At 70.3% G+C, this 25,885-nt stretch carries 24 protein-coding genes and 3 pseudogenes; 9 read left to right on the forward strand and 18 right to left on the reverse strand.

Annotated elements, in window-relative coordinates; genetic code table 11:
• Window positions 1-2: 2 nt before the first annotated feature.
• Window positions 3-1,481, reverse strand: coding sequence for a glutamate-cysteine ligase family protein (locus IE97_RS0100640; protein ID WP_030147164.1), 1,479 nt, complete (start codon window positions 1,479-1,481; stop codon window positions 3-5).
• Between the two features lie 123 nt (window positions 1,482-1,604).
• Here IE97_RS0100640 and IE97_RS0100645 point away from each other — a divergent pair, with 123 nt between their 5' ends.
• Entirely contained in the window at window positions 1,605-2,774 is a 1,170-nt protein-coding gene (locus IE97_RS0100645) for an MFS transporter (protein ID WP_030147165.1), read from the forward strand.
• Between the two features lie 79 nt (window positions 2,775-2,853).
• On the opposite strand, the pseudogene IE97_RS39690 reads toward IE97_RS0100645, so the two are convergent.
• Window positions 2,854-3,051: pseudogene (locus IE97_RS39690) on the reverse strand (amidohydrolase family protein); the annotation flags it as partial.
• 215 nt (window positions 3,052-3,266) lie between these two features.
• On the opposite strand from IE97_RS39690, the gene IE97_RS0100660 reads away from it, so the two are divergent.
• From IE97_RS0100660 to IE97_RS0100670, 3 genes are all read left to right on the forward strand, one after another.
• Window positions 3,267-4,145 carry an SDR family oxidoreductase gene (locus IE97_RS0100660; RefSeq protein ID WP_030147166.1) on the forward strand — a complete coding sequence of 293 codons (879 nt, stop codon included), beginning with the start codon at window positions 3,267-3,269 and terminating at the stop codon, window positions 4,143-4,145.
• Window positions 4,146-4,210: 65 nt separating this feature from the next.
• Entirely contained in the window at window positions 4,211-4,939 is a 729-nt protein-coding gene (locus tag IE97_RS0100665; protein ID WP_030147167.1) for a maleylpyruvate isomerase family mycothiol-dependent enzyme, read from the forward strand.
• Between the two features lie 114 nt (window positions 4,940-5,053).
• The gene (locus IE97_RS0100670; RefSeq protein ID WP_234323994.1) at window positions 5,054-5,509 is read left to right on the forward strand and encodes an SRPBCC family protein; all 456 of its coding nucleotides are present in this window, start codon (window positions 5,054-5,056) and stop codon (window positions 5,507-5,509) included.
• 35 nt (window positions 5,510-5,544) lie between these two features.
• Here the strand turns inward: IE97_RS0100670 and IE97_RS0100675 are convergent.
• Window positions 5,545-5,934, reverse strand: a pseudogene (locus tag IE97_RS0100675) (MarR family winged helix-turn-helix transcriptional regulator); the annotation flags it as partial.
• Window positions 5,935-6,020: 86 nt separating this feature from the next.
• Here IE97_RS0100675 and IE97_RS0100680 point away from each other — a divergent pair.
• The 3 genes and pseudogenes from IE97_RS0100680 (at window position 6,021) to IE97_RS0100685 (ending at window position 8,476) form a co-directional block, all read left to right on the forward strand.
• Window positions 6,021-7,502 carry an MFS transporter gene (locus tag IE97_RS0100680; RefSeq protein ID WP_030147170.1) on the forward strand — a complete coding sequence of 494 codons (1,482 nt, stop codon included), beginning with the start codon at window positions 6,021-6,023 and terminating at the stop codon, window positions 7,500-7,502.
• A gap of 103 nt (window positions 7,503-7,605) precedes the next feature.
• Window positions 7,606-7,704, forward strand: a pseudogene (locus tag IE97_RS43390) (DUF6332 family protein); the annotation flags it as partial.
• Window positions 7,705-7,867: 163 nt separating this feature from the next.
• Entirely contained in the window at window positions 7,868-8,476 is a 609-nt protein-coding gene (locus IE97_RS0100685; RefSeq protein ID WP_234310429.1) for a hypothetical protein, read from the forward strand.
• A 58-nt stretch (window positions 8,477-8,534) separates the two neighbouring features.
• Here the strand turns inward: IE97_RS0100685 and IE97_RS0100690 are convergent, their stop codons facing one another.
• Window positions 8,535-9,245, reverse strand: a complete 711-nt coding sequence (locus tag IE97_RS0100690) for a TetR/AcrR family transcriptional regulator (protein WP_030147172.1) — start codon at window positions 9,243-9,245, stop codon at window positions 8,535-8,537.
• 170 nt (window positions 9,246-9,415) lie between these two features.
• Here IE97_RS0100690 and IE97_RS0100695 point away from each other — a divergent pair, with 170 nt between their 5' ends.
• A complete protein-coding gene (locus IE97_RS0100695; RefSeq protein WP_030147173.1) occupies window positions 9,416-9,865 on the forward strand; it encodes a nitroreductase family deazaflavin-dependent oxidoreductase in 450 nt (149 codons plus the stop codon).
• Here the strand turns inward: IE97_RS0100695 and IE97_RS0100700 are convergent.
• Window positions 9,849-11,105: a geranylgeranyl reductase family protein gene (locus tag IE97_RS0100700; protein ID WP_030147174.1), complete on the reverse strand. Its 1,257-nt coding sequence runs from the start codon at window positions 11,103-11,105 to the stop codon at window positions 9,849-9,851. The two genes, IE97_RS0100695 and IE97_RS0100700, sit on opposite strands and share 17 nt — an antisense overlap.
• Before the next feature lie 134 nt (window positions 11,106-11,239).
• Here IE97_RS0100700 and IE97_RS0100705 point away from each other — a divergent pair, with 134 nt between their 5' ends.
• Window positions 11,240-12,595, forward strand: coding sequence for a dipeptidase (locus tag IE97_RS0100705; RefSeq protein WP_030147175.1), 1,356 nt, complete (start codon window positions 11,240-11,242; stop codon window positions 12,593-12,595).
• A 63-nt stretch (window positions 12,596-12,658) separates the two neighbouring features.
• Here IE97_RS0100705 and IE97_RS0100710 read toward each other — a convergent pair whose 3' ends face one another.
• From IE97_RS0100710 to IE97_RS0100770, 13 genes are all read right to left on the reverse strand, one after another.
• Window positions 12,659-13,744 carry an ABC transporter ATP-binding protein gene (locus tag IE97_RS0100710; RefSeq protein WP_030147176.1) on the reverse strand — a complete coding sequence of 362 codons (1,086 nt, stop codon included), beginning with the start codon at window positions 13,742-13,744 and terminating at the stop codon, window positions 12,659-12,661.
• Between the two features lie 26 nt (window positions 13,745-13,770).
• Window positions 13,771-14,871, reverse strand: coding sequence for an ABC transporter ATP-binding protein (locus tag IE97_RS0100715; protein ID WP_030147177.1), 1,101 nt, complete (start codon window positions 14,869-14,871; stop codon window positions 13,771-13,773).
• Window positions 14,872-14,898: 27 nt separating this feature from the next.
• Window positions 14,899-15,891, reverse strand: a complete 993-nt coding sequence (locus tag IE97_RS0100720) for an ABC transporter permease (RefSeq protein ID WP_030147178.1) — start codon at window positions 15,889-15,891, stop codon at window positions 14,899-14,901.
• A 74-nt stretch (window positions 15,892-15,965) separates the two neighbouring features.
• Window positions 15,966-17,642 carry an ABC transporter substrate-binding protein gene (locus IE97_RS0100725; protein WP_030147179.1) on the reverse strand — a complete coding sequence of 559 codons (1,677 nt, stop codon included), beginning with the start codon at window positions 17,640-17,642 and terminating at the stop codon, window positions 15,966-15,968.
• A 76-nt stretch (window positions 17,643-17,718) separates the two neighbouring features.
• Complete coding sequence (locus IE97_RS0100730; protein WP_030147180.1) at window positions 17,719-18,750, reverse strand: ABC transporter permease; 1,032 nt, start codon at window positions 18,748-18,750, stop codon at window positions 17,719-17,721.
• Between the two features lie 310 nt (window positions 18,751-19,060).
• Window positions 19,061-20,104, reverse strand: a complete 1,044-nt coding sequence (locus tag IE97_RS0100735; RefSeq protein WP_030147181.1) for an NUDIX hydrolase — start codon at window positions 20,102-20,104, stop codon at window positions 19,061-19,063.
• Between the two features lie 148 nt (window positions 20,105-20,252).
• A complete protein-coding gene (locus IE97_RS38075) occupies window positions 20,253-20,471 on the reverse strand; it encodes a hypothetical protein (RefSeq protein ID WP_037835241.1) in 219 nt (72 codons plus the stop codon).
• Window positions 20,472-20,537: 66 nt separating this feature from the next.
• A complete protein-coding gene (locus IE97_RS0100745) occupies window positions 20,538-20,762 on the reverse strand; it encodes a hypothetical protein (protein WP_030147182.1) in 225 nt (74 codons plus the stop codon).
• Between the two features lie 50 nt (window positions 20,763-20,812).
• The gene (locus IE97_RS0100750; protein WP_030147183.1) at window positions 20,813-21,088 is read right to left on the reverse strand and encodes a hypothetical protein; all 276 of its coding nucleotides are present in this window, start codon (window positions 21,086-21,088) and stop codon (window positions 20,813-20,815) included.
• Window positions 21,089-21,254: 166 nt separating this feature from the next.
• Entirely contained in the window at window positions 21,255-23,648 is a 2,394-nt protein-coding gene (locus tag IE97_RS0100755; protein ID WP_030147184.1) for an ATP-binding cassette domain-containing protein, read from the reverse strand.
• Window positions 23,649-23,810: 162 nt separating this feature from the next.
• On the reverse strand, window positions 23,811-24,227 hold the full coding sequence (locus tag IE97_RS0100760; RefSeq protein ID WP_030147185.1) for a VOC family protein: 417 nt from the start codon (window positions 24,225-24,227) through the stop codon (window positions 23,811-23,813).
• 10 nt (window positions 24,228-24,237) lie between these two features.
• Window positions 24,238-24,711, reverse strand: a complete 474-nt coding sequence (locus tag IE97_RS0100765; RefSeq protein ID WP_420706030.1) for a helix-turn-helix transcriptional regulator — start codon at window positions 24,709-24,711, stop codon at window positions 24,238-24,240.
• A 121-nt stretch (window positions 24,712-24,832) separates the two neighbouring features.
• Window positions 24,833-25,789: an ROK family protein gene (locus tag IE97_RS0100770; RefSeq protein WP_030147187.1), complete on the reverse strand. Its 957-nt coding sequence runs from the start codon at window positions 25,787-25,789 to the stop codon at window positions 24,833-24,835.
• Window positions 25,790-25,885 lie beyond the last annotated feature (96 nt).

Below are 25,885 nucleotides of genomic sequence, written 5' to 3' on the forward strand. Positions count from 1 at the left end.
CGTCAGTCGACGGGCCAGGTGTGCGCGGGCGCGTTCATGTGCATGTAGTCCATGTACGTCGAGGTCATCTGCCGCAGTGCCTCACGCCGGTCGGAGATGCCGGCCTTCTCCAGCTGGTGGACGGTCTCCGCCTGCCAGAGGGCGCCGTTGCGGGCGGTGACGCAGCGCTGCTCGATGATGCCCAGCAGCGGTTCACGCCAGGCCGCGTCCATGCCGGCCAGCTCAAGACCCCGGTGGGCGAGCGGCAGCAGACGCCGCAACACCAGTTCCGTGACCGGCACTTCGCCCGCGCCGGGCCAGTACAGGCGGGCGTCGATGCCGTCGCGGGACGCGGTGTGCAGGTTCTCCTCGGCGACCGCGAAGGACATCCGCGTCCACACCGGCCGGTCCTCGTCGACCAGGGCCCGGGTGAGTCCGTAGTAGAAGGCGCCGTTGGCGATGATGTCGGCGACGGTGGGGCCGGCGGGCAGCACCCGGTTCTCGATGCGCAGGTGCGGGCCGCTCCCCGTGACCGCGTAGACGGGGCGGTTCCAGCGGTAGATCGTGCCGTTGTGCAGGGTCAGTTCGCCCAGCTGGGGGATGCCGCCGCGGTCGAGCATCTCCTGTGGGTCCTCGTCGTCGCACAGCGGCAGCAGGGCCGGGAAGTAGCGGACGTTCTCCTCGAAGAGGTCGAAGACGCTGGTGATCCACCGCTCCCCGAACCACACCCGGGGACGTACGCCCTGGGCCTTGATCTCCTCCGGGCGGGTGTCGGTGGCCTGTTCGAACAGCGGGATGCGAGTCTCGCGCCACAACTCCCTGCCGAACAGGAAGGGCGAGTTCGCCGCCAGGGCGATCTGCACCCCCGCGATGGCCTGGGCGGCGTTCCAGTAGTCGGCGAACTGCTTGGGCGCGACCTGGAGGTGGAACTGGGTGCTGGTGCAGGCGGCCTCGGGTGTGATGGTGTCGGCGTACGTCGACAGACGCTCCACGCCGTCGATCACGATCCGCAGGTCCTCGCCCCGCGCCGCGAAGATCTGCTCGTTGAGCAGCTGGTACCGCGGGTCGCCGGAGAGGGCGGCCCCGCTCACGTCCGACTCTCTCAGCGTAGGCAGAATGCCCACCATGATCAGGTGCGCGCCCACGGCCGAGGCGCGGTCCTCGGCGTGATTGAGGGCGTCCCGGATGGCCAGCTCCCAGGCTCCGGGGCCGCCTGCCGTGAGCTCGCGGGGCGGGATGTTGATCTCCAGGTTGAAACGGCCCAGCTCGCTCGACCAGGAGGGGTCGGCGATCGCTCGGAGCACGTCGGTGTTGCGCATCGCCGGCAGACCGTGGTCGTCGACCAGGTTGAGCTCGATCTCCAGCCCGACCCGGGGGCGCTCGCTCTCGAAGCTGGACTCGCGCAGCATCCGGGTCAGCACTTCCAGACCGGTGTGCATCTTGTCCCGGTACCGACGGCGGTCCTCCCGTGTGAACACCAGGGCCGGCACGTCACGTCCCATCGCGCCCCTCCCGAGTTCCCTCGGCGGATTGCTCTCGTCCCAGCGTCGCACCTTGTCGCGGCGACCGCACCCACCTAGCCTGACTTTGTGCCGCAAATAAACAAACCCCGAACGCACAGTGCCGTGCCGGGCAACGGCCGCTCCCTCACCCGACTCCGTGTCGCGATCACCGTCTTCTTCGCCCTGGACGGCTTCGTCTTCGCCGGCTGGGTCGTACGCATCCCCGCCATCAAGGAACAGACGAACGCCTCCGCCAGCGCCCTCGGCCTCGCCCTCCTGGGCGTCTCGGCCGGAGCCGTCGTCACCATGGTCCTCACCGGGCGCCTGTGCCGCCGTTACGGCAACCACCGGGTCACCGTGGTCTGCGCCGTCCTGCTCTCCCTCAGCGTCGCCCTGCCTCCGCTGACCCACTCGGCCCTGGCGCTCGGCCTGGTCCTGCTGCTCTTCGGCGCGGCGTACGGCGGGATCAACGTCGCCTTCAACAGCGCCGCGGTGGATCTCGTGACGGCGCTGGGGCGGCCGGTCATGCCGAGCTTCCACGCCGCGTTCAGCCTGGGCGGCATGATCGGCGCGGGGCTGGGCGGACTGGTCGCGGGCGCCCTCTCCCCCACCCGGCACCTGCTGCTGCTCACCGTCGTCGGACTGCTCGTGACCGCCGTGGCGGGCCGTACGCTCCTGCGCTGCGAGGCCCCCGTGCCGCCGGAGCGCGAGCGGCCCGAGAAGAGTGCCCCACGCCGGCTGGACGGCCGTACCCGGGGCCTGGTGCTGGTGTTCGGCCTGATCGCGGGGTGCACCGCGTACGGCGAGGGGGCGCTGGCCGACTGGGGCGCGCTGCACCTGGAACAGGACCTGGACGCCTCGCCGGGCGCGGCGGCCGTCGGCTACTCCTGCTTCGCGCTCGCCATGACGGTGGGCCGCCTGACCGGCACGACGCTCCTGGAACGCCTGGGGCGGACCAGGACCGTCGTCGTCGGCGGCACCACGGCGGCGGCCGGGATGCTGCTCGGCTCGCTCGCCCCGTCACTGTGGGCGGCCCTGCTCGGGTACGCGGTGACGGGCATCGGCCTCGCGAACCTCTTCCCCGTGGCGGTGGAACGGGCGGGCGCCCTCGCCGGCCCCGGCGGCGTCGCCACCGCCTCCACTCTGGGCTACGGCGGCATGCTGCTGGGGCCACCCGCTATCGGGTTCATGGCGGACTGGTTCTCCCTCCCCGCCGCGCTCACCAGCGTGGCGATCCTGGCGGCCCTGGCCGCGGGCATCGGTCTCGCGACCCACCGCGCCTGGGGCCGCTGACGCGCCGGCTCACACACCCCGGGCGGCTGAGCGCGCACGCGTGCTCACGCCCCGCGGCGCGTTCAGCCGCCCGCCGGGCTCAGGCGTCGGGTGCCGTGTGAACCCGCCGGCCCTCGACGCAGGTCTGCAGGACACGCGTGGTGGCGATCTCCTCTGGCGGCCCAGCGAACGGATCACGGTCCAGGCCGACGAGATCGGCCGACTTGCCGGCCGTGATGCTGCCCGTGCTGCCGTCGAGGTGGTTCACATGGGCGCTGCCCGCTGTGTACGCGGCGACGAGGAGGCGGTGGACCTGGTGCTGGAGGCACTGGCGGCACGGGCCCGGGCCGGGGGATGAGACCCGGCTCCTGCCTTGCCGGTCGCCCGCGACCTGGCGTCGCCGCCGAGGGGCGGCCGGCGTTCCTTCGAGGTGATCGGCATCCCGGCATCGGGGTACCCGGGGCTTCGCCCGTTGTGATCACCGGGCTCAGCCATGGACGAGGAGGCAGACCCGTGACCGAACAACAGCACCCCGGCGAGCAGCACCCGACCCCGGAGTTCCCCTCCCAGGACCAGCCGCACCCGGGCTGGACCGGTCCCATGGACCCGCCCCCGGACCATGGTGAGGAGTCCTACCGGGGCAGTGGCCGGCTGGCGGGCCGCAAGGCCGTGATCACCGGCGGGGACTCCGGGATCGGCCGCGCGGTCGCCCTGGCGTTCGCCCGCGAGGGAGCCGACGTGCTCTTCACCCATCTGGACGACGAGAAGGACGACGCCGCCGAGACCGCCCGGCTGGTCGAGGGAGCCGGCCGGCGGGCCGTGCCCGTCTCCTGCGACGTGCGGGAGGAGGAGAACTGCCGGGCTTTGATCGACCGTGCAGTGGAGGAGTTCGGCCGGATCGACGTCCTGGTGAACAACGCGGCGTACCAGATGTCGCAGCCCGACGGCATCGAGGCGATCTCCACCGAGCAGTTCGACCGAGTGATGCGCACCAACCTGTACGGCATGTTCTGGCTGTGCAAGCTGGCGCTGCCGCACATCCCGGAGGGCGGCAGCATCATCAACTCCACGTCGGTGCAGGCGTACAAGCCCAGTCCGCACCTGCTGGACTACGCGACGACGAAGGGCGCGATCGTCACCTTCACGCAGGGACTGGCACAGATGCTCATCGACCGCGGCATCCGCGTCAACGCCGTCGCGCCCGGCCCGGTGTGGACGCCGCTGATCCCGGCGACACTGCCGGACACGCAGACGTTCGGCAAGCAGGCGCCCATCGGACGGCCCGCGCAGCCGGCCGAGATGGCCCCGGCGTACGTCTTCCTGGCCTCCCAGGAGGCGTCGTACATCACGGCCGAGATCGTCAACGCGACGGGTGGGACACCGCTGCCGTAGTCGCCCGGGCTCACCCGCCGTAAATCCTGAGCCTCGAGGACGCTTCATAGGGCAGACTCGGCGCCATGGAGACCGCCGAGTTCCTGGAAGCGCTGGAGACAGAGGGCCGGTTGCTGGCCGAGGCCGCCGAGCAGGCGGGGACGGACGCGAAGGTGCCGACGTGCCCGGAGTGGCAGGTGCGCGACCTGCTGCGGCACACGGGGGCGGTGCACCGCTGGGCCGCCGCCTACGTCGCGGAACGGCTCACCGAGCGCCGGCCCCTGACCGAACCCACCGGCCTGGACGGCGCGGAGCTCGTGGCCTGGTACCGCGACAGCCACCGCCGGCTCGTCGGCACCCTGGCCGGCGCTTCGCCCGACGTGGAGTGCTGGGCCTTCCTCCCGGCGCCTTCCCCGCTGGCCTTCTGGGCCCGTCGGCAGGCGCACGAGACGGCCGTGCACCGGGTCGACGCGGAGTCCGCACGCGGGGGCGGTACGACCGCGCTCGCCCCGGACTTCGCGACCGACGGCATCGACGAACTCCTGCGCGGCTTCCACGCCCGCTCCCGGAGCCGGGTCCGCACCCCCGAGCCGCGCGTGCTGCACGTGCGCGCGGAGGACACCGGCGCGGTGTGGACCGTGCGGCTGTCCCCGGAACCGCCCGTGACCACGCCGGGCGCGTCCGGGGAGGCCGAGTGCGAACTCTCGGGCCCGGCGGAGCAGTTGTACCTGGCGCTGTGGAACCGGGCACCCTTGCCGAGCGTCACGGGCGACCAGGCGCTCGCCACGCTGTGGCGGGAGACGTCTGCGGTCTGAAGTGCCGACCTGCCCTGCCCTCCCCTGCCCCGCGAGATCGTGATCTACGGCCGCGAGACCTAGACTGGGCACAGTGGTCATTCCGGGCACCTTCGGATGGGGAGATGGTGCGTGATGACACAGGACGGCGTGCTGGGACTGCATCTGCGGCGCACCCTGGACGGATCCCTCCCGGTCGTGTTCCGAGAGCTCACCGAACCCCGGGAACTGGCCCGCTGGTGGGGCCCGGACGGGTTCACCGTTCCGAGCGTGGAGAGTGACCTCCGCCCAGGCGGTGCCTACCGGATCGCGATGCAGCCGCCGGAAGGCGAACTGTTCTACCTGGTGGGCGAGTTCATCGAGGTCGAGTCCCCGCGACGCCTCTCGTACACCTTCCGCTGGGAGGATCCCGACCCGGAGGACCAGGAGACGGTGGTGACGCTGTCGCTTCACGCCATCGACGCCGAACGGTCGGAACTGGTCCTCGACCAGGGCGACTTCGCCACGGAACGGCGGCGGGCACTCCACGAGGAGGGCTGGAGTCAGGGCCTCGGCAAGCTCGGGGAACTGCTCGCGTCACAACTGGCTTGATCCGTGTCCGAGCCGAGCCCCGGACGGGGTCGGTCGTCCGCCAGCATCCTCGCCAGTACCGCGCGCTGCACCGGCAGCACTTCACCGTGCAGCGCGCGCCCCTTCGCGGTGAGCGCGACCTTGACGCCCCGCCGGTCCTCGGAGCACATGCCGCGCTCGACGAGCCCTTCCTTCTCCAGCCGGGCGACCAGCCGCGACAGGGCGCTCTGGCTCAGATGGACCCGCTCGGAGATCTCCTGGACCCGGTAGGAAGGGGTGCCGTTCGACGCCCGGCACCCGGCGAGGACGTCGAGCACCTCGAAGTCACTGGCGCACAGGCCGTGGCCGTGCAGGACCCGGTCGAGTTCGCACTGCGTACGCGCGTGCAGCGCCAGAATGCCCCGCCACTGTTCCACGAGCGCCTGCTCGGCCTGCTTCGCCGTCATGCGCGGCACCGTAACAGAAAGCCGAGTTTGTTGCACGTAAATTAAATGCACTTGCATCTCATGCAGGTGCATGTAAGGTCCCGGGCATGACCTCTCCGCTCATCACCCCGGCGTCCGACGGGCGTTGGACTCCCCGGCTCTGGGGCACACTGCTCGTTCTCTGCGCCGCGATGTTCCTGGACGCCCTGGACGTGTCCATGGTCGGCGTCGCGCTGCCGTCCATCGGCGCCGACCTCGGCCTGTCCACCTCGGCACTGCAGTGGATCGTCAGCGGCTACATCCTGGGCTACGGCGGCCTGCTGCTCCTCGGCGGCCGGGCCGCCGACCTGCTGGGCCGGCGCCAGGTGTTCCTGGTGGCCCTGGGCGTCTTCGCGCTGGCCTCGCTGCTCGGCGGCATCGTCGACTCGGGACCGCTGCTCATCGCCAGCCGCTTCATCAAGGGCCTGAGCGCGGCCTTCACGGCCCCGGCCGGCCTGTCGATCATCACGACGACGTTCCCCGAAGGTCCGTTGCGCAACCGCGCCTTGGCCATCTACACCACCTGCGGTGCCACCGGCTACTCGATGGGGCTGGTCTTCTCCGGCCTGCTCACCGAGGCCAGTTGGCGGCTCACGATGCTGCTGCCCGCCCCCATCGCGCTGATCGCCCTGCTCGTGGGCCTGAAGCTGCTGCCGCGCAGCGAGCGCGAGCGCGGTGAGGGAGGTTACGACATCCCGGGCGCCATCCTCGGCACCGCCTCGATGCTGCTGCTCGTCTTCACCGTCGTCGAGGCGCCCGAGGTGGGCTGGGCGTCGGCCCGGACCGTCCTGTCCTTCGCCGCCGTGGCGGTGATGCTGGCGGCCTTCGTCGCCGTCGAACGGCGCAGCCCCAGCCCGCTCATCCGGCTCGGCGTGCTGCGCTCGGGCCCGCAGGTGCGCGCCCAGCTGGGAGCGTTGACCTTCGTCGGCAGCTACATCGGCTTCCAGTTCCTGGTCACGCTGTACATGCAGCAACTGCTCGGCTGGTCCGCGCTGCACACGGCCCTGGCCTTCCTGCCGGCCGGTGCGCTGGTGGCGCTGTCCGCGACGAAGGTGGGGGCCGTCATCGACCGGTTCGGCACGGCCCGGCTGATCGTGCTCGGCTTCGCCCTGATGGTCACCGGCTATGTACTGTTCCTGCGCATCGACCTCGATCCGGTCTACGCGGCGGTGATCCTGCCGACGATGCTGCTGGTCGGCTCGGGCTTCGCGCTGACCTTCCCGTCCCTCAACGTGCAGGCCACCAACGGCGTCGACGAGCACGAGCAGGGCATGGTGTCCGGGCTGCTCAACACCTCGGTCCAGGTGGGCGGCGCGATCTTCCTCGCCGTGGTGACGGCGGTGGTGACCGCGAACGCCCCCGAGAACGCCGGCGCTTCCCCGCAGGCCGTCCTCGACAGCTACCGGCCCGGCCTGACGGTCGTGACACTGATCGCCCTCGCCGGTCTGCTCATCACCCTCACGGGCCTGCGGACCCGCCGCGAACAGCAGTCCGTGGTGGTCGCCAAGTCCACCCCCAGGGAGGCGGAGCGCGTCGTCGTACGAGACTAGGGGGTTTCGACCCTCAGGGGGGCGTCTCCGACGGTGCGCCCGGCGGGCTGCCTTGCCCGCCGGGCGCACTCCTGTCGACTCGCCGCATGACACATGACGGGAAAGGCGTACCCAGGCCGAACGGGACGCGATCACCGTCGAGATCGGGTACGCGCTGTGCAGTACGGCCTTCGCGGCAGGCCCGCTCTTCCTCGTAGCGGGCCTGCCCCAGGGCCTGACCCGGGACGGGTTCGACTTCACCCGCAACGCCAATACGATGACGCCTTGCGGGCCCTGAGCACGGTTATCGGCTCCGACGTCGACGACACGCGCGCATGAGCACTACCAGGCGCGGCCTGCTGGGCTGAAGGAGGGGGAAGCGGTTCATGGAAAGGTTCGAGACGGAGAGTCTGGCGCTCATGCCTGGCCAGAAGGTTCAGGCCACGGTCCTCAGCCATCACCCTTGGGGCGTGGTCGTTGAGATCGTCGGTTACGAGAACGCCGGTCTGTCAGCCTCTATCGACATGATCCAGCAGTTCTCCCGGACCACGAGCAGCCATGACGAACTACTCGCTCTCTTTCCACCCATCGGTTCGCAGATCGATGCAGTGATCGAGCAAATCCACCGCTGGCATCCACCGGTATCAGTACGGCTCAGCATCCGACCTGCCGACCTTGAGTCGCTGACCTGGAACTGCGACTTCTGTGGTGAAGGGATCACGTTGAGCCCAGGTGGAGACGCCCTCGTCCTGGACTCGCGGAGCAACGACGGTCCAGGAAGCCACACCCTCATCTCCCACCGGCACTGCCTGGCCAAGCGAATCCGCCCGGACAACACCGGAGAGCGGGCGCGAGCATTGAAGATCGGGAAGATGCACGACGGGGTCGTTGCCGGCGATGACGCCGCGGTTGCCGAAGCCGTCTTGAGCGACACTGGAGCGCCTGCTGCTGCCCGCCGGAGTCGTCGGCCAGGCCACAGCAGCCTCGACTTGTAGGCGGGCACGACCAGTTGGGGGGCCGGCCCCGCAGGGACGCCTCTCGAGGCGCAGGGCTCTATGAAGCCGGCCCCCGCTGCGGATACACCAGCCCCACCCCATGGGCGAGCTGTCCCACCGCGTGCCGGAAGAACGTCGCACGGTCCTCCACGACCCGGTTGAACTGACCGAACAGCTCGAACCCGACCAGCCCGAACAGCTGGGCCCATGCCGCGACGAGGGTCGTCACCGTCTCGGGCGGGAGGTCGGGGGCGAGGTCGGCGGCCATCCGCTCGGCCTCCGGGCGCAGGTCGGCCGGAAGCGAAGGCCTGGCCAGGCCGTGGCCTCGGTAGGCGTCGCGCACGATGCCGAAGAACAGCAGCCCCACGCGGGCGGCCGGCGGGACGGTGGTCTCGGGGGCCGTGTAGCCGGGGACGGGCGACCCGTAGATGAGCGCGTACTCGTGCGGACGGTCGAGCGCCCAGCCCCGCACGGCCTCGCACACCGCGATCCACCGCTGCAGGGGGCCCGAGCCGGCGTTCGCGTCGTGCGCGGCCTCGGCAGCCTCACCGAGGGAGTCATAGGCGTCGATGATGAGGGCGGTCAGCAGGTCGTCACGGCTCGGGAAGTAGCGGTACAGCGCGGAGGAGACCATGCCGAGCTCGCGGGCCACGGCCCGCAGCGAGAGCCTGGCGGCCCCCTCGGCCGCGAGCTGTCTGCGGGCCTCGTCCTTGATGGCCGCGGTGACTTCGATCCTGGCCCGGGCACGGGCGCCCTGTGCGGTGCTCATGGAGGGCAGTGTGCCACGAAAGCAGAGCAGTGCACACAAAGGAGAGCGGCGAACTAAAACGAGAGCAGCGCTCTTGCTTTGTGGTTCGAGCCTCAGGCAGACTGAGAGCACCGAACGAGAGCAGTGCTCTCAGAAGAGAGCGCCGCTCCACAACCAAACAGGGGAACGCCATGTCCACACATGTCCGCAAGCCCGGCTGGTTCACCATCAACGTCTTCAACCGCCTGGTCTCCTGGCTGACCCGCCGCGGCATCAGCGTCTGGGGCTCCCGCGTCCTCGCGGTCCGCGGCCGCAAGAGCGGCCAGTGGCGCACCACCCCGGTCAACCTGCTGACCCTGGACGGTCGGCAGTACCTCGTCGCACCCCGCGGTCACGTGCAGTGGACGCACAACATGCGGGCGGCGGGCGGCGGCGAGCTGCACCTCGGCAAGCACGTGGACACGTTCACCGCGACCGAGGTGGCCGACGACGACAAGACCCCGGTCCTGCGTGCCTACCTCAAGCGCTGGAAGGCGGAGGTCGGTGTCTTCTTCGACGGAGTCGGCCCGGACTCCCCGGACGACCAGCTCCGCCGTATCGCCCCGGACCACCCGGTCTTCGAGGTCACGATGACGCGCTGACCTCGTCCGTCTGCGCCTCGCCCGTCACGGCGGGACGGCGGTCCAGCGCGGTCAGGGCACGCTGGGCCACCGGACGCGTGCGGACGATCTCTCCCAGCGACGTCGCCCCCTGCGTGATGTCCTTGAATGCCCTCCAGGCCGGGCGGAAGCCCGTCAGTGCCATGTGGAACAGGCCGGGGCGGCGCTCGAACGCGGTCAGCAGCCGCCTGCCGACGCTCATCTCCACTCCGAGTCCGGCCTTGACCGCGAACGCGTAGTTGAGGGCCTGGCGGCGCGTGTCCACCGCGTCGTGGGCCTCCGCGATCCGCACCGCCCACTCCCCCGCGAGCCGGCCGGACCGCAGCGCGAAGGAGATGCCCTCACGGGTCCACGGCTCCAGCAGCCCCGCCGCGTCGCCGCACACCAGCACCCTTCCGCGCGACAGCGGCGAGTCGTCGGCACGGCAGCGGGTCAAGTGACCGGAGGAGACGCTCGGTTCGAAGCCGGCGAGGCCCAGCCGCCCGACGAAATCCTCCAAGTAGCGCTTCGTCGCGGCGCCTTCACCCCGCGCCGAGATCACCCCGACCGTCAGGGTGTCGCCCTTGGGGAAGACCCAGCCGTAACTGCCGGGCATGGGGCCCCAGTCGAGGAGCACCCGCCCCTTCCAGTCCTCGGCGACGGTGTCCGGCACGGGGATCTCGACCTCCAGGCCGAGGTCCACCTGGTCGACCTTGACTCCGACATGGGCCCCTATGCGGCTCGCGCTGCCGTCGGCCCCCACCACGGCCCGCGCGAGCAGGATCTCGCCGCCCTGGAGGACGACGGCGACCGTGCGCCGGTCCGGCACCGCCGAGCCGTGCTGCTCGACCCGCTGGACCGTGACGCCCGTCCGCAGCTCGGCACCCGCCTTCTGCGCGTGCTCGACGAGCTGCTGGTCGAACTCGGGCCGGTTGATCAGCCCGAACAGCATCCGCTTGGACCGGCGCGTCCGCGTGAAACGGCCGTTGTGGGAGAACGTCACCGCGTGCACCCGGTCACGGAGCGGCAGTTCGAAGCCGGGCGGCAAGGCGTCGCGCGAGGGGCCGATGATGCCGCCGCCGCACGTCTTGTACCGGGGCAGCTCCGCCTTCTCCAGCAACAGCACGCGTCGGCCCGCGACCGCCGCCGCGTACGCGGCCGAAGCGCCCGCAGGTCCCGCGCCCACCACGACGACGTCCCACACCTGCCGCGCGTCGTCCGCTGAAGAGTTCTCGCTGCTCACGATGGTCTACCGCTCCCGATCAAGCCGCCTGCCGCTGCTACCTCCCGCATCCTACGGCGGACCTGGTCACAGGCCACTGTGGGAGGATCTACAGCACTCACCGCTACAACGTCGCACCCACGAGGAGCGTGCCCATGTCGTCGAATCCGGTCGCCGAGACCGTCGCCTCGCTGATGCCCAGGGCGAAGGAGGAGCTCACCGAACTGGTGGCCTTCCGGTCGGTGGCGGACTTCGACCAGTTCCCGAGGAGCGAGAGCGAGGGCGCCGCACGCTGGGTCGCCGACGCGCTCGCCGCCGAGGGCTTCCAGGACGTGGCCCTGCTCGACACCCCGGACGGCACGCAGTCCGTCTACGGCTTTCTGCCCGGCCCGGAGGGCGCGAAGACCGTCCTGCTCTACGCCCACTACGACGTGCAGCCGCCGCTGGACGAGGACGGCTGGGCGACCCCGCCGTTCGAGCTGACCGAGCGGGACGGGCGCTGGTACGGGCGCGGGGCCGCCGACTGCAAGGGCGGCCTGATCATGCACCTGCTGGCGCTGCGCGCGCTGAAGGCGAACGGCGGCGTTCCCGTCCATGTGAAGGTGATCGCCGAAGGCTCGGAGGAGCAGGGCACGGGCGGCCTCGAGCGGTACGCCGAGGAGCACCCGGGCCTGCTGGAGGCCGACACGATCGTCATCGGCGACGCGGGCAACTTCCGCGTCGGTCTGCCGACCGTCACGTCCACCCTGCGCGGCATGACCCTGGTCCGGGTACGCATCGACACCCTGGCCGGCAATCTGCACTCGGGCCAGTTCGGCGGTGCCGCGCCCGACGCGCTCGCCGCGCTGATCCGGGCCCTGGACTCGCTGCGTGCCGAGGACGGTTCGACGACCGTCGACGGGCTGACCACGGACGCGGCCTGGGAGGGGCTCCAGTACGACGAGGAGCAGTTCCGGCGGGACGCCAAGGTGCTGGACGGCGTGGAGCTGATCGGCTCGGGCACGGTCGCCGACCGTATCTGGGCGCGGCCGGCCGTGACGGTCCTCGGCATCGACTGCCCGCCCGTCGTCGGTGCCACCCCGTCCGTGCAGGCCAGCGCCCGTGCGCTGGTCAGCCTGCGAGTGCCGCCGGGCGTGGACGCGGCCGAGGCGACCAAGCTGCTCCAGGCGCATCTGGAGACGCACACGCCGTGGGGTGCGCGGGTGAGCATCGAGCAGATCGGGCAGGGCCAGGCCTTCCGCGCCGACACCACCAGCCCGGCGTACCAGGCGATGGCGGACGCGATGGCGGTCGCCTACCCGGGTCAGCGGATGCAGCACGCCGGCCAGGGCGGGTCCATCCCGCTGTGCAACACGCTCGCCGCCCTCTATCCGCACGCGGAGATCCTGCTCATCGGGCTGAGCGAGCCGGAGGCACAGATCCACGCGGTGAACGAGAGCGTCTCCCCCGAGGAGCTGGAGCGGCTGTCGGTGGCGGAGGCGCTGTTCCTGCGGAACTACGCGGCCATCTGACGCCCTGGCACAGGGGAGGCCCGCGTCCACGGACGGGGGCCTCTGCTGTGCCGGTGGTGGGCCCTAGCCGAGCGCCGGGTCCAGGACGATGTCCTCCTCGCGCGCGGTGACGGACGGATCCTCGGGGAAGTGACAGGCGGTCAGGTGGCCGGCCTCGCTGCCCTCGGCCCTCAGCAGGGGCGGCTCCTCGGTGGCGCACCTGTCCTGGGCCTTCCAGCAGCGGGTGCGGAAGCGGCAGCCGGAGGGCGGGTCGATCGGTGAGGGCACGTCCCCGGCCAGCCTGATGCGCTCGCGCCGCTGTGTGGCGTCCGGGTCGGCGTCGGGAACGGCGGACAGCAGCGCGTGGGTGTAGGGGTGCCGGGGGCGGGTGTAGAGGGCCTCCCGGTCGGCGACCTCGACGATCTTGCCGAGGTACATCACGGCGACCCTTTCGGAGAAGTGCCGTACGACGGCGAGGTCGTGGGCGATGAAGACGAAGGCGATGCCGAACTCCCGCTGGAGGTCCTGAAGCAGGTTGACGACCTGCGCCTGGATGGAGACGTCCAGCGCGGAGACGGGTTCGTCGGCCACGATCAGCTTCGGCCGCAGGGCGAGGGCGCGGGCGATGCCGATGCGCTGGCGCTGTCCGCCGGAGAACTCGTTCGGGTAGCGGTTGTAGTGCTCGGGGTTGAGGCCGACCGTCTCCAGCAGTTCCTGGGCGCGCTTCTTGTGGCCCTGCGGCGGCTTGATGCCGCCCAGCCGCATGGGCGTTTCGATGATGGTGCCGACGGTGTGCCGGGGGTTCAGCGAGGAGTAAGGGTCCTGGAAGATCATTTGCAGGTTGCGGCGGGCCCGCGGCATCCGCGCGGCGGGCCGGTGGGTGATGTCCTCGCCGTCGAAGACGACGGATCCGCCGGTGGGTTCGAGCAGCCGGGTGATCAGGCGGCCCGTGGTCGACTTGCCGCAGCCGGACTCGCCGACCAGCCCCAGCGATTCCCCCGCCCCGACCGAGAAGTCGATGCCGTCGACGGCTCGTACGGCCCCGATCTGCCGCTGGAAGATGATGCCCTGGCGGAGGGGGAAGTGCTTCTGCAATCCCCGCACTTCGAGGAGGTTCTCGCCGGCGGGGCGGTCGGCGACGGGCCCGGTGAGGGGCTGGGTGGTGCTCACGGCATGCTCCCTTTCTGCGGCCGCCGTCACTGTGCGGCCCGTGCGGTTGCGGCGCCCCGGTCGTCCGGGCCGGCCCCGCCGCGGATCTCCTGCTTGGCCTCGTCGGTGAGGTGGCACGCGGCGATGTGCCCGGTGGCGCCGGCGGCGAGGCGCAGCTCGGGCCGTTCCACGGTGCAACGCCCCTGCGGCACCCAGCCCTTGTAGGCGCAGCGCGGGTGGAAGGAGCAGCCGCCCGGCAGGTTGATCAGGCTGGGCGGTGAGCCCGGGATCGGGTTCAGCCGTTCACCGATGTCGCCGGTGAGGTGCGGCATCGACTGCAACAGGCCCCAGGTGTAGGGGTGCTGGGGCTGTTTGAGCACCTCGCGGGTGGTTCCGTACTCGATGCGGCGGCCGCCGTACATCACCAGGATGTCGTCGGCGACGTCGGATACCACCCCCAGGTCGTGGGTGATGATGACGACAGCGGAGCCGAACTCCTCCTGGAGGTCGCGGATCAGGTCCAGGATCTGCGCCTGGACGGTGACGTCCAGGGCGGTGGTGGGTTCGTCGGCGATGAGCAGAGCGGGGTCACAGACCAGGGACATGGCGATCATGGCGCGCTGGCGCATGCCACCGGAGAACTGGTGCGGGTAGTCCCTGACCCGGCGCTCGGGCTGCGGGATACCGACCCGCTTCAGCATCTCCACGGCGCGGTCCCCGGCCTCCTTCTTGGACACCTTGTGGTGCACGCGGTAGGCCTCGGCGATCTGGGAGCCGACGGTGAAGAAGGGGTGCAGCGCGGACAGCGGGTCCTGGAAGATCATGGAGACGGTGCGGCCGCGCAGGGCGCGCATCTCCGTCTCGGGCAGGGCGACGAGTTCCCTGCCCTCCAGCCGGATCTCGCCGGAGACCTGGGCGGGGGTGCCCTTGTGCAGTCCGAGGAGGGCCAGTGACGTCACCGACTTGCCGGATCCGGACTCGCCGACGATGCCGAGGGTCCTGCCCTTCTCCAGGGTGAAGGAGACGCCGTCGACGGACTTGACGAGTCCGTCCTCGGTCGGGAAGTGCACCCTCAGGTCGCGTACGTCGAGGAAGGGTGCGGACGCGGGCGCGAGGTCCGCGGGTTGCGGTGAGGTCTGAACGGACACGGGTGTTCCTAAGGGACGAGGAAGGGCTCAGGCGAGGCGCACGCGCGGGTCGACGAGGCCGTACACCAGGTCGACGACGACGTTGGCGAGGACGACGAACGTCGCGGCGAAGAGCGTGGTGCCGAGGATGACGGGCAGGTCGGAGTTCTGCACGGAGTCGACCGCGAGCTTGCCGATGCCGTTGATGCCGAACACCGACTCGGTGATGACCGCGGAGCCGCCGATCAGGGAGCCGACGTCCATGCCGAAGATGGTGATGATCGGGGTGACGGCGGCCCGCAGCCCGTGCTTGAGGACGACGGTGCCGGCCGGCAGGCCCTTGGCGCGGGCGGTGCGCATGTAGTCCTCGGCGAAGACCTCCAGCATGGAGGAGCGGCTGAGCCGGGTGTACATCGCGAGGTAGACGATGACCAGGGTGGTCCACGGCAGGATCAGGCCCTTGAACCAGTCGGCCGGGTCCTCGGTGATCGAGGTGTAGCCGGAGGTCGGCAGGATCTGGAACCTGTCGACGAAGAGGTACAGCAGGAGCAGACCGATGAAGTAGATCTGCACGGACACACCGAACAGGGCCAGTCCGACCGCCGCTTTGTCGGCGGCCCTGCCCCTGTGCACCGCGGCGACGGTGCCGAGGCCGACGCCCAGGACCAGGAACGCCACCGCGGCACCCAGGCCGAGGGAGAGGTCCGCCGGGAAGTCCGACAGCAGGGTGGTCAGGACCGGGGTGTCGGTCTGGAAGGAGACGCCGAGGCAGGGCGCGCCGCAGTGGATGCGCACGCTCTGGTCGCCGAAGTCACGGCCGACGAACAGGCCCTTGAAGAACTCCCAGTACTGCGTGAGGTAGCTCCGGTCCAGGCCCAGCGAGTGCTTGATCTCCGCGAGGCGCGAGGGGGAACAGGTCTTTCCGCAGGCCAGGAGGGCGGGGTCGGAGGGCAGCGCGAAGAAGATGAAGAAGGTGATCGTGGTGATCACCAGCATGATCAGGGCCGCTGCCAGCAGACGTCTGACAAGGTAACGAAACATGGGGTGCCGGGACCTGACGTGAGTGGGATACCCGCCGGCGGCCGGGGCCGCCGACGGGGTTCAGAGGAGATGCGTCAGTGCTTGACGTAGACGTGGACCAGGCTCGGCTCGGCCACGATCGTGTCGGGGATGACCCCGCCGACCTTGGAGCCGGACATCTCGCTGAAGTTCATGTACATCAGCGGGACCACGGCGGCGTCCTTCAGGACCTGCTGGTCCACCTGGCCGTAGATGGCGTTGCGCTGCTTGACGTCGGCCGTCTTGGCGGCCTTGTCGATGAGTGCGTTGACCTTCGGGTCGTTCAGGTAGGACAGGTCCTGGTTGGCCTGGGGGTTCTTCTTGATGAGCCGGCCGTCGAAGAGGGTGGGCAGCACCGTGGAGGCGTTGGGCCAGTCGGCGATCCAGTCGCCCCAGGTCAGGTCGTACTGGTTCTTCGTGTTGTTGATGGTGCTGAAGTAGTTCGCCGCGTCGATCGGGGTGATGTTGACGGTGATGCCGATGCGCTCCAGCGCGGTCTTCACCGCGTCGGCGAAGTGCTCCTCGGTGGGGGTGTTCTCCACGGCGATCGACATGGTCGGCTTCGGGTTGCCGGCCTGCTTCATCAGCTCCTTGGCCTTGGCGACGTCGCCCGCCGGGTTGGCGCTGTACAGGTTGAACTTCTGGTAGCCGCCGATGCCGGGGCTCAGCATGGTGGTGGCGTAGTCGCCGTAGGCCGAGCCGCCGAAGGCGCCGCGGACCGTGGTCCTGTCGATGGCGTACTCGATGGCCTGGCGGACCTTGAGGTTTTTCACCCGCGTGGTGTTGATGGCCAGGTAGTTGATGCCGGGTGCGGAGATCTTGTAGTAACGGCCCTTCAGAGAGGGGTCGTTGGCCAGCTGGGCCAGGTCCGAGCCCGCGATCGGCCACTGCTGGATCGACGTCTGCGCGGTGCCCGCGTCGGCCTTGATCTGCTGGTCGATGGCCGACTCGTCCTGGCCGAACCGGACGTCCATCCCGTCGACGTTCTGCTGCCGGATGGGGTCGGTCGACTGCGACCAGTGCGTGTTCCTGGTGAGGACGAGTTCCTTGTTCTTGGTGTACGACTTGATCATGTACGGGCCGTCGGACCATACATGGGTGTCGTAGGTCGAGCCGGTGTCATGGGACTTGGGCACGGCCGACCAGCCGGTCATCGTGGTGGTCTCGTTGAAGTCGGCCACCGGCTGGTTCAGATGGAAGACGATGGTGTAGTCGTCCGGCGTCTGGATGGAGTCCAGTTCCTTGCCCTGGTAGGGGCCCTTGTAGCCGGAGCCGCCGACGAGCCACTGGGACGCGTAGGGCGGGCCGCCGTTGATGTCGGAGGAGAAGAACCGCTCGACGCCGTACTTGACGTCGGGCGCGGTGACCTCGGCGCCGTCCTGGTACTTGACGCCGTGCCGCAGGTGGAAGGTCCAGACCGTGGCGCCCTTGGACGGCGTTCCGGTGTCGGTCGCGAGGTCGCCGACCAGCTTCGGCCTCGGTCCCGTCTCGTCCCAGCCGGTGAGGGTGCGGACGATCTCCTGGTCCATGCTCTGGCCCTCGGTCGTGTAGACGCGCTGGGGGTCGAGGTGGTCGAAGTCCGCCTTGTCCAGGATGGTCAGCGTGCCGCCCTTGCCGGGGGCGCCGCTGCCGCTGTTGCTGGAAGACCCTCCGCATGCGGTGGCTCCGAGGGCTATCACCACGGCGGTTGCCGAGAGAGCGACCGTGCGCGATCTGCGCGTGCTGCGCGTCATGGGGGAAACTCCGTTCTTGCTACGGGCTCGGTGGCCGTTCGTGGGACCGCCGGGCCGACACTCGGGGGGTGGCTTGTCAGCCGCGCCGGGCGCGGGGGTCCAGGGCGTCCCGGACGCCGTCCCCGAGGAGGTTGAGCGCCAGGACCAGGAGGAAGAGGAGGATGCCGGGCACGAAGAGGTACATCGGGTCCTGGAGGAAGAACTGGGAGGCGTCCGACAGCAGCGCTCCCCAGTCGGGGTTCGGCGGGATGACGCCGACGCCCAGGTACGACAGCGCCGCCTCGGTGGTGATGTTCTGCGGGACGGCGAGCGCGAAGGAGATGAGGATCGGCGCCCACAGGTTGGGCAGCAGTTGCCGGAAGAGGATGTGCCGCCGGCCGGCGCTCATCAGCCGCGCCGCGTCGACGAACTCCCGCTCGCGCAGCGACAGCACCTGGCCGCGCACCAGGCGGGCCGTGTAGGCCCACGCGAACACCGCGATGTTGAGGACGAGCACGAGCAGGCGGAGGTTCTCGTCCGTGCCGCCGTGGCTGTTGGTCTGCAGCGCGTTCTGGATCACCGGGGTGAGCGCGATGATGAACAGCAGCTGCGGGAACGCCAGCATCACGTCCATGATCCGGGACAGCAGGGAGTCGACCCAGCCGCCGAAGTAGCCGGCCGCGAGCCCCGCCACGACACCGACGGCCGTGGAGAGCACCGCCGAGGCGAATCCCACGTAGAGGGAGGTGCGCAGGCCGTAGACGACGCGGGCGAAGAGGTCGTAGCCCGTGCCTGGTTCGACGCCGAGGAGATGCTGCGCGCTGATGCCGCCCAGTGCCCCGTAGGGGAAGTTGCCCGTGTCCGGGTTGATCGCCTTGTTGTCGGGGGTGATCGGTCCCCAGCCGGTCAGCGCGGTGAGGACCGGCGCGAGCAGCGCGATCGCGATGAACAGGAGGGTGGCCACCAGGGCGGCGGTGGTGACCTTGTCCCGCCTGATCCGCTTCCAGGCCGTCCGGGCCGGTGAGCGCCCGGCGACGACCGTGCCGCCGGGTCTGGAATCCTGCGCCGACGGCTCGGTCAGCAGCGTGGTGCCGCCGCCGGTGTCGACCGGCTGGTGTTGCGTGGTCATCGTACGGACATCCCGGATCTGCCCCTGAGGCAAGGAAAATTGAGTGGCGGTCGTGAAACACCGCCGTGAGACGTTGCGGACTTTCGCAATGGCATGCGAGTCCGGTCAAGCCGAGCAGGGGCCAGAAAAGAGATTGTTTGCCGTCATGGAAAAGTGTTGACGCCCGCAGGGAATGTGATTACCCGCGGCCTGACGGAGTGCGGGAGTTTCCTTGGGCAGCGATTGGCAGTGGCAGCGGTGCCATTTCCTTTTGCTTTTCCCTCGGAATCCCCCGTGCCGGGTAAAGGGCACTCCGGGGGACGGGCCGGCGTCAGCCGACCGGTACTCCGGCTTCCAGATAGATCGCCGCTCCCCGTTCGCGTGCCCGCAGCGCCCAGCGCAACCGCTCGTAGCGCACCGGGGGCAGCAGTCCGGCGGCCTCCTCCTCGGTGACGAACCGCCAGTCGCGCAGCTCCGGCCCGGGCAGCACCAGTCGTCCGGCTTCCGCGGAGTGGAGGAGGCCGCCGTCGAAGAGGAGCCGCAGGCCGCCGAACCCGGGGGGTGCCGGGCGTTCCCAGTCGACGACGAGCAGGCTCGGCACCTGGTCGAGGCGGATGCCGGTCTCCTCGGCGACCTCCCGCATCCCGGCACGTGCGGGTGCCTCACCGGGCTCGACGACACCGCCGGGGAACTCCCAGCCGGGCTTGTACGTGGGGTCGACGAGCAGCACCCGGTTCTGCTCGTCGAAGAGGAGCACCCCGGCGGCCAGGGTCTCGGCGGTGGGCTCGGGCGTCTGCACGATGTCACAGACGGGCACGGATCCGTTGTTCACGGCCTCGGCGATCCGGGCGGCGGCCTGGTAGGGCGTGAGGTCGCTGGTGTCGACCGGGTGGGCGTCGGCGGTGAGCCAGGAGGCGAGGGCCGCGCGGTACGGCTCGATGTGGTCGAAGGACCACTGACGTATTCGCGCCTCCCCGTCGGGAAGGTCCGGCGGTATCTCGCGGCCCGCTATACGTTCCCGCAGTATCGTTTCGGCCGGAGCGAGCAGGATATGGCTGACCGGGATCCTGCGGGCGGCCAGACCGCCGAAGATCTCGTCGCGGTACTCCTGGCGCAGCAGGGTCATGGGGACCACCAGGGTCCCGCCGAGCTCGGCGAGCATCGCGGCGGCGGTGTCGATCACGAGCCGCCGCCAGATCGGCAGGTCCTGGAAGTCACCGACCGCGGCGAGGTGTTTCGGTGGCAGCAGGTGGGTGAGCGCACCGCCGATGACCTCCGGGTCGAAGAGCGTGCTGTTCGGGATCAGTTCGATCAGTTCCCGTGCGGTGGTGGTCTTCCCCGCACCGAACGCGCCGTTGATCCAGACGACGGTCACAGGTCCCCCTCTGCTGTTGGCCCCCTGAGGCTTGCCCGCTCCACCCTGCCACGGAAACCAGGCCCAGTTGAGGGCGCATGACAACGGCGTCGGCGCTCCCCTCACGCGGGAAGCGCCGACGCCGTGGGCCGGGAGCCGGAGCGGCTGGTCAGCCCTTCTTCTTCGCCATCTTCTTGGTGACCTTCTTGACGCCGTCCTTCTTGGCAACGGACAGGTTGTCCTTGCCGACGGTCTGGTCGAGCGTCTTGAGGGTGTCGTCCACGCTGATGGGACCGAGGCCCTCCCCGACGGCATGCGACGGAGTGACCGCCGCGACGACGAAGCCGGTGGCGAGGGAGGCGATGGCGAGCATGCTGCGCTTCTTCATGCCCGACACAACTGCCGGACCCGGCCCGGGGTCACGCGACTGGTCCATCCGGGGGAAGCGGCGCGGTCACCCTGAGTCAACACCCCAGGTGCCGGGTCCGCCGCCGCGCCATTCGATCAGCCCTGACGCCGCCGCGTACGCCTCGTCGGCGTCCTCGATGCCCGCCCTCCGCAGGAACTCGGCGACGTCCAGCAACCCGTACGCGATACCGAGGAACTGGCCGTCCACACGGACCCGCCGGCCACCGTCCGCGGCGGGCGGGTAGACCACGACGGGTTTCACGGACGCCATGGCACCAGGATGCGCGCGGACGGCGCCGCGGGCCGGCTGGAGTAGGCCGTTCAGCCGGCCTTCTGCGGCTGCCGGAACTCGTGGATGTCGGCGGTGAGGGTGCCGTCCTGCTGTTCGTAGTGGGACAGTGCGAGACCGAGGCCGAAGAAGGTGGGGGCCCACTCGCCCACGAAGATGCCCCAGCGGTCGGCCCGGGCGAGGCCGGTGCCGTGCTCGATCTTCAACGAGCCCACCCAGGCGACGACGCTGAGGCCGACGGAGGCCATGGCGGCCATGTAGGCGTGCTCGCTGCGGACGCCCATGTCGTGCATCTTCTTGATGATCATCAGCAGCTCCGTTCTCTGTGGGGTTCCAGGGGACGGAGTGCCCCTCGAGGCGTCCCGCTATTCACCGCTTTGGTGTGCTATGTCCTAAATTGACTGTTCGGCGGGCGGCCGTGAGGCGAGTGCCGAGTGCCGCCGCACATGCCCCACGGCCGCCCCGAGGTCCCGGTCAGGCGCCGACGTAGGCCGCGAGGTGCTCCCCGGTCAGGGTCGAGCGGGCCTTGACCAGGTCGGCCGGTGTGCCCTCGAAGACGACCCGGCCGCCATCGTGTCCGGCGCCGGGGCCGAGATCGATGATCCAGTCGGCGTGCGCCATGACCGCCTGGTGGTGCTCGATGACGATGACCGACTTGCCCGAGGCGACGAGCCGGTCGAGCAGCCCGAGCAGTTGCTCCACGTCCGCCAGGTGGAGGCCGGTGGTGGGCTCGTCGAGGATGTAGACGCCGCCCTTGTCGGCCATGTGCGTGGCCAGCTTGAGCCGCTGCCGCTCGCCGCCGGACAGCGTGGTGAGCGGCTGGCCGAGAGTGAGGTAGCCGAGCCCCACGTCGGCGAGCCGCTCCAGGATCCGGTGTGCGGCCGGGGTGCGGGCCTCGCCGCCGCCGAAGAAGTCCTCGGCCTCGGTCACCGACATCCCGAGCACCTCGCTGATGTCGCGGCCGCCGAGGCGGTACTCCAGCACCGATGCCTGGAACCGCTTGCCCTCGCAGTCCTCACAGGGGGTGTCGACGCCGGCCATCATGCCCAGGTCGACGTAGACGACGCCGGCGCCGTTGCACGTCGGGCAGGCGCCCTCGGAGTTCGCGCTGAACAGGGCCGGCTTCACGCCGTTGGCCTTCGCGAACGCCTTGCGGATCGGTTCGAGCAGCCCGGTGTACGTCGCGGGGTTGCTCCGCCGCGAGCCCTTGATCGGGCTCTGGTCCACCGAGACCACCCCCGCGTCCGTCGGGAGGGAGCCGTGCAGGAGAGAGCTCTTGCCGGAGCCGGCGACACCCGTGACGACGGTGAGCACCCCGAGAGGGATGTCCACGTCGACGTTTCGGAGGTTGTTCGCCGACGCGCCGCGGATCCGCAGCGCACCGTCCGGAACGCGGACCGCCTCCTTGAGGGCGGCCCGGTCGTCGAGATGACGGCCGGTGACGGTGTCCGCCGCCCGCAGCCCCTCGACCGTGCCCTCGAAGCAGACGGTGCCGCCGTCCGTACCGGCGCCGGGACCGAGGTCGACGACGTGGTCGGCGACCGCGATCGCCTCCGGCTTGTGCTCCACGACGAGCACGGTGTTGCCCTTGTCCCGCAGGCGCAGCAGCAGGTTGTTCATCCGCTGGACGTCGTGCGGGTGCAGTCCGATGGTGGGCTCGTCGAAGACGTAGGTGACGTCCGTGAGCGAGGAGCCGAGGTGGCGGATCATCTTGACGCGCTGTGCCTCGCCGCCCGACAGCGTGCCGGCCGACCGGTCGAGCGAGAGGTAGCCGAGGCCGATCTCCACGAACGAGTCCAGCGTCCCCTGCAAGGCGGTGAGCAGGGGCGCCACCGAAGGCTCGTCGAGGCCACGGACCCATTCGGCCAGGTCCCGGATCTCCATCGCGCACGCGTCGGCGATGGAGATCTTCTTGATCTTGGAGGATCTGGCGCCCTCGCTCAGCCGGGTGCCGTCACACTCGGGGCAGACGGTGAAGGTGACCGCTCGCTCCACGAACGCCCGGATGTGCGGCTGCATCGCCTCCTTGTCCTTGGACAGGAACGACTTCTGGATCTTGGGGATCAGCCCCTCGTAGGTGAGGTTGACGCCGTTGACCTTGACCTTGGTCGGCTCGCGGTAGAGGAAGTCGTGCATCTCCTTCTTGGTGAAACTGCGGATCGGCTTGTTCGGGTCGAGGAAGCCCGACTCGGCGTAGAGCCCCACGGTCCACACGTTGTCCGACTTCCAGCCGGGGATGGTGAACGCGCCCTCGGCGATCGACTTGGAGTCGTCGTAGAGCTGGGTGAGGTCGATGTCGGAGACCTTGCCGCGGCCCTCGCAGCGGGTGCACATCCCGCCGGTGCGCTCGAAGGTCGCCTTCTGGGCCTTGGTCTTGTCGCCGCGTTCGACGGTGATCGCGCCGCTCGCCCGGACCGAGGCGGTGTTGAAGGAGTACGCGCTGGGCGGGCCGATGTGCGGCGTGCCGAGGCGGCTGAAGAGGATGCGCAGCATCGCGTTGGCGTCGGTGGCGGTGCCGACCGTGGAGCGCGGGTCGCCACCCATCCGCTGCTGGTCGACGGCGATCGCGGTCGTCAGCCCGTCGAGGACGTCGACCTCGGGCCGGGCCCGGTTCGGCATGAAGCCCTGAAGGAAGGCGGGGTAGGTCTCGTTGATCAGCCGCTGCGACTCCGCGGCGATCGTGTCGAACACGAGCGAGCTCTTGCCCGAGCCGGAGACGCCGGTGAACACCGTCAGCCGCCGCTTGGGGATCTCGATGCTGACGTCCTTGAGGTTGTTCTCGCGCGCGCCGTGTACGCGGATCACGTCGTGGCTGTCGGCGACGTGCGGCCCAGACGACTTGGTGTTCGTCCTCGTGGCCATGCTCATCGGTCTCCATCTCTCGGGCGGGACTGTGCCGCGGTCGGACGATTCGTGCGCCCCGCGCCGACTCCTGGGGGGCGGCGCGGGGGGAGGGCGGGGTCCCGGCGGTGCTGCGTGGCCGTACGTACGAGGTCCCGCCGGGGCGGTGCGTCGGTCAGTGGGCCGCTGCTAAGCGGGCTTGCGCTCCTGGATGCGGATCATGTTGCCCGCGGGATCGCGGAAGGCGCAGTCGCGCACACCGTAGGGCTGGTCCATGGGCTCCTGGACCACCTCGGCGTCGCCCGCCTGCACCCGTTCGAAGGTGCCGTCGACGTCGGGCGTGGCGAGGACGAGGCTGGCGTAGGTGCCCTTGGCCATCATCTCGGCGATGGTCTTGCGCTCGTCCTCGGTGACACCGGGGTCGGCGGCCGGTGGATGCAGGACGATGCTGGTCTCCGGCTGGCCGACGGGGCCGACGGTGATCCAGCGCATTCCCTTGAACCCGACATCGTTTCGGACTTCGAAGCCGAGGGTGTCGCGGTAGAACGCCAGGGCGGCGTCCGGGTCGTCGTGCGGAAGGAAACTGGCGTGAATGGTGAGGTCCATGGCCATCACGCTAGTTTCGGCCCGGGACCGGCGCTTCTCGATTCCTGACCGGTCTCGTCACCTGCTTCGACACGCACGACGGGATCCCCGCCGTGGCCTCGTTCGCCGCGCGCCGGTAGGCACTGGGCGGCATACCGACCAGCTCGGTGAAATGCGTGCTGAACGTGCCCAGGGAAGAGCAGCCGACCTCGAAGCACACCTCGGTGACGCTGAGGTCACCACGGCGCAGCAGCGCCATCGCGCGCTCGATGCGCCGGGTCATGAGATAGCTGTAGGGCGACTCCCCGTAGGCGAGCTTGAACTCGCGGCTGAGATGCCCGGCCGACATGTGCGCCCCCCGGGCCAGCGCCTCCACGTCCAGGGGCTGCGCGTACTCCCGGTCGATCCGGTCCTTGACCCGGCGCAGGCGGGCGAGATCGTGCAGGCGCTGCGCCGGAGCGGCTCTGCTGCTCACATGCGCGATCGTGCCACATCGCACGGACATTCGGCCGGTTTCCGAGGGGAAACCCGGTATCTCGGACCTGCGTCGCCTGGGAACGGTTCGTTCCGCCTCAGGAGGTGGGAGCGAGCCACGGCGCCCACCGCCTGAACGTTCCTGCCCGGCTTCAGACCCCCGCCGCGGCCGCGTCCGTCCGTCGTCGGTCCATCGCGGCCGCCGCCGCGCCCACCAGACCCGCGTCGGTGCCCATCTGGGCCGGTGCCACCGTCAGGTGCCGGACGAAGGACAGGGTCGCGTAGGCGCTCAGGGCCTTGCGCAGGGGTGCGAAGAGGACGTCGCCCGCTTTGCCCACTCCCCCGCCGATCACGGCGATGTCGATCTCCACCAGCGTGGCGGTCGCGGCGATCCCGGCGGCCAGGGCCTGGGCGGCCCGCTCGAAGGAGGCCACGGCGACCGGGTCGCCGGCCCGGGCGGCGGCGGCCACCGCCGCGGCGGACGTGTCGCCGTCGGGGCCGGGCCGCCAGCCGTTCTCCAGCGCCCGCCGGGCGATGTTGGGGCCGCTGGCGATGCGCTCCACGCAGCCGCGCGAGCCGCACGGGCACGGATCGCCGTCGAGGTCCACGCTGATGTGGCCGATGTGACCGGCGTTGCCGGTGGGTCCTGCGTGCAGCCGGCCGCCGAGCACCAGGCCGCCACCGACGCCCGTGGAGACGACCATGCACAGCGCGTTGTCGTGGCCCCGGGCGGCGCCCTGCCAGTGTTCGGCCGCCGTGATCGCCACCCCGTCCCCGATCAGCTCGACGGGCAGTCCCCCGGCCGCGGCCCGGACGCGTCCGACGAGGGGGTAGTCACGCCAGCCGGGCACGTTCACCGGGCTCACCGTGCCCGCCGGCCGGTCCACCGGCCCGGCGCTGCCTATGCCCACGGCGGTGGCGCGCTGCCACAACGGCGACACGGTGAGCTCGCCGAGCACCTCCTCGACGGCCCGCATCACGGTGTCGCCGTCCTCCTGGGCGGGCGTCGGCCGCTGGGCACGGACCAGGATCCGGCCGTGGCCGTCCACCAGAGCGCCGGCGATCTTGGTGCCGCCTATGTCCAGCGCGGCCACGAGGTCGGTGTGCATCGGTGCGGATCTCCCCGTCGACGGTGAAAAGGACTGGCCGGCCGGCGGTGGGGCGCGGTCCGGAGATGGTGGCGGTCAGTCTCCCCGAGCCTGACA

This window comes from Streptomyces sp. NRRL S-455 (assembly GCF_000717875.1).
GTDB lineage: Bacteria > Actinomycetota > Actinomycetes > Streptomycetales > Streptomycetaceae > Streptomyces.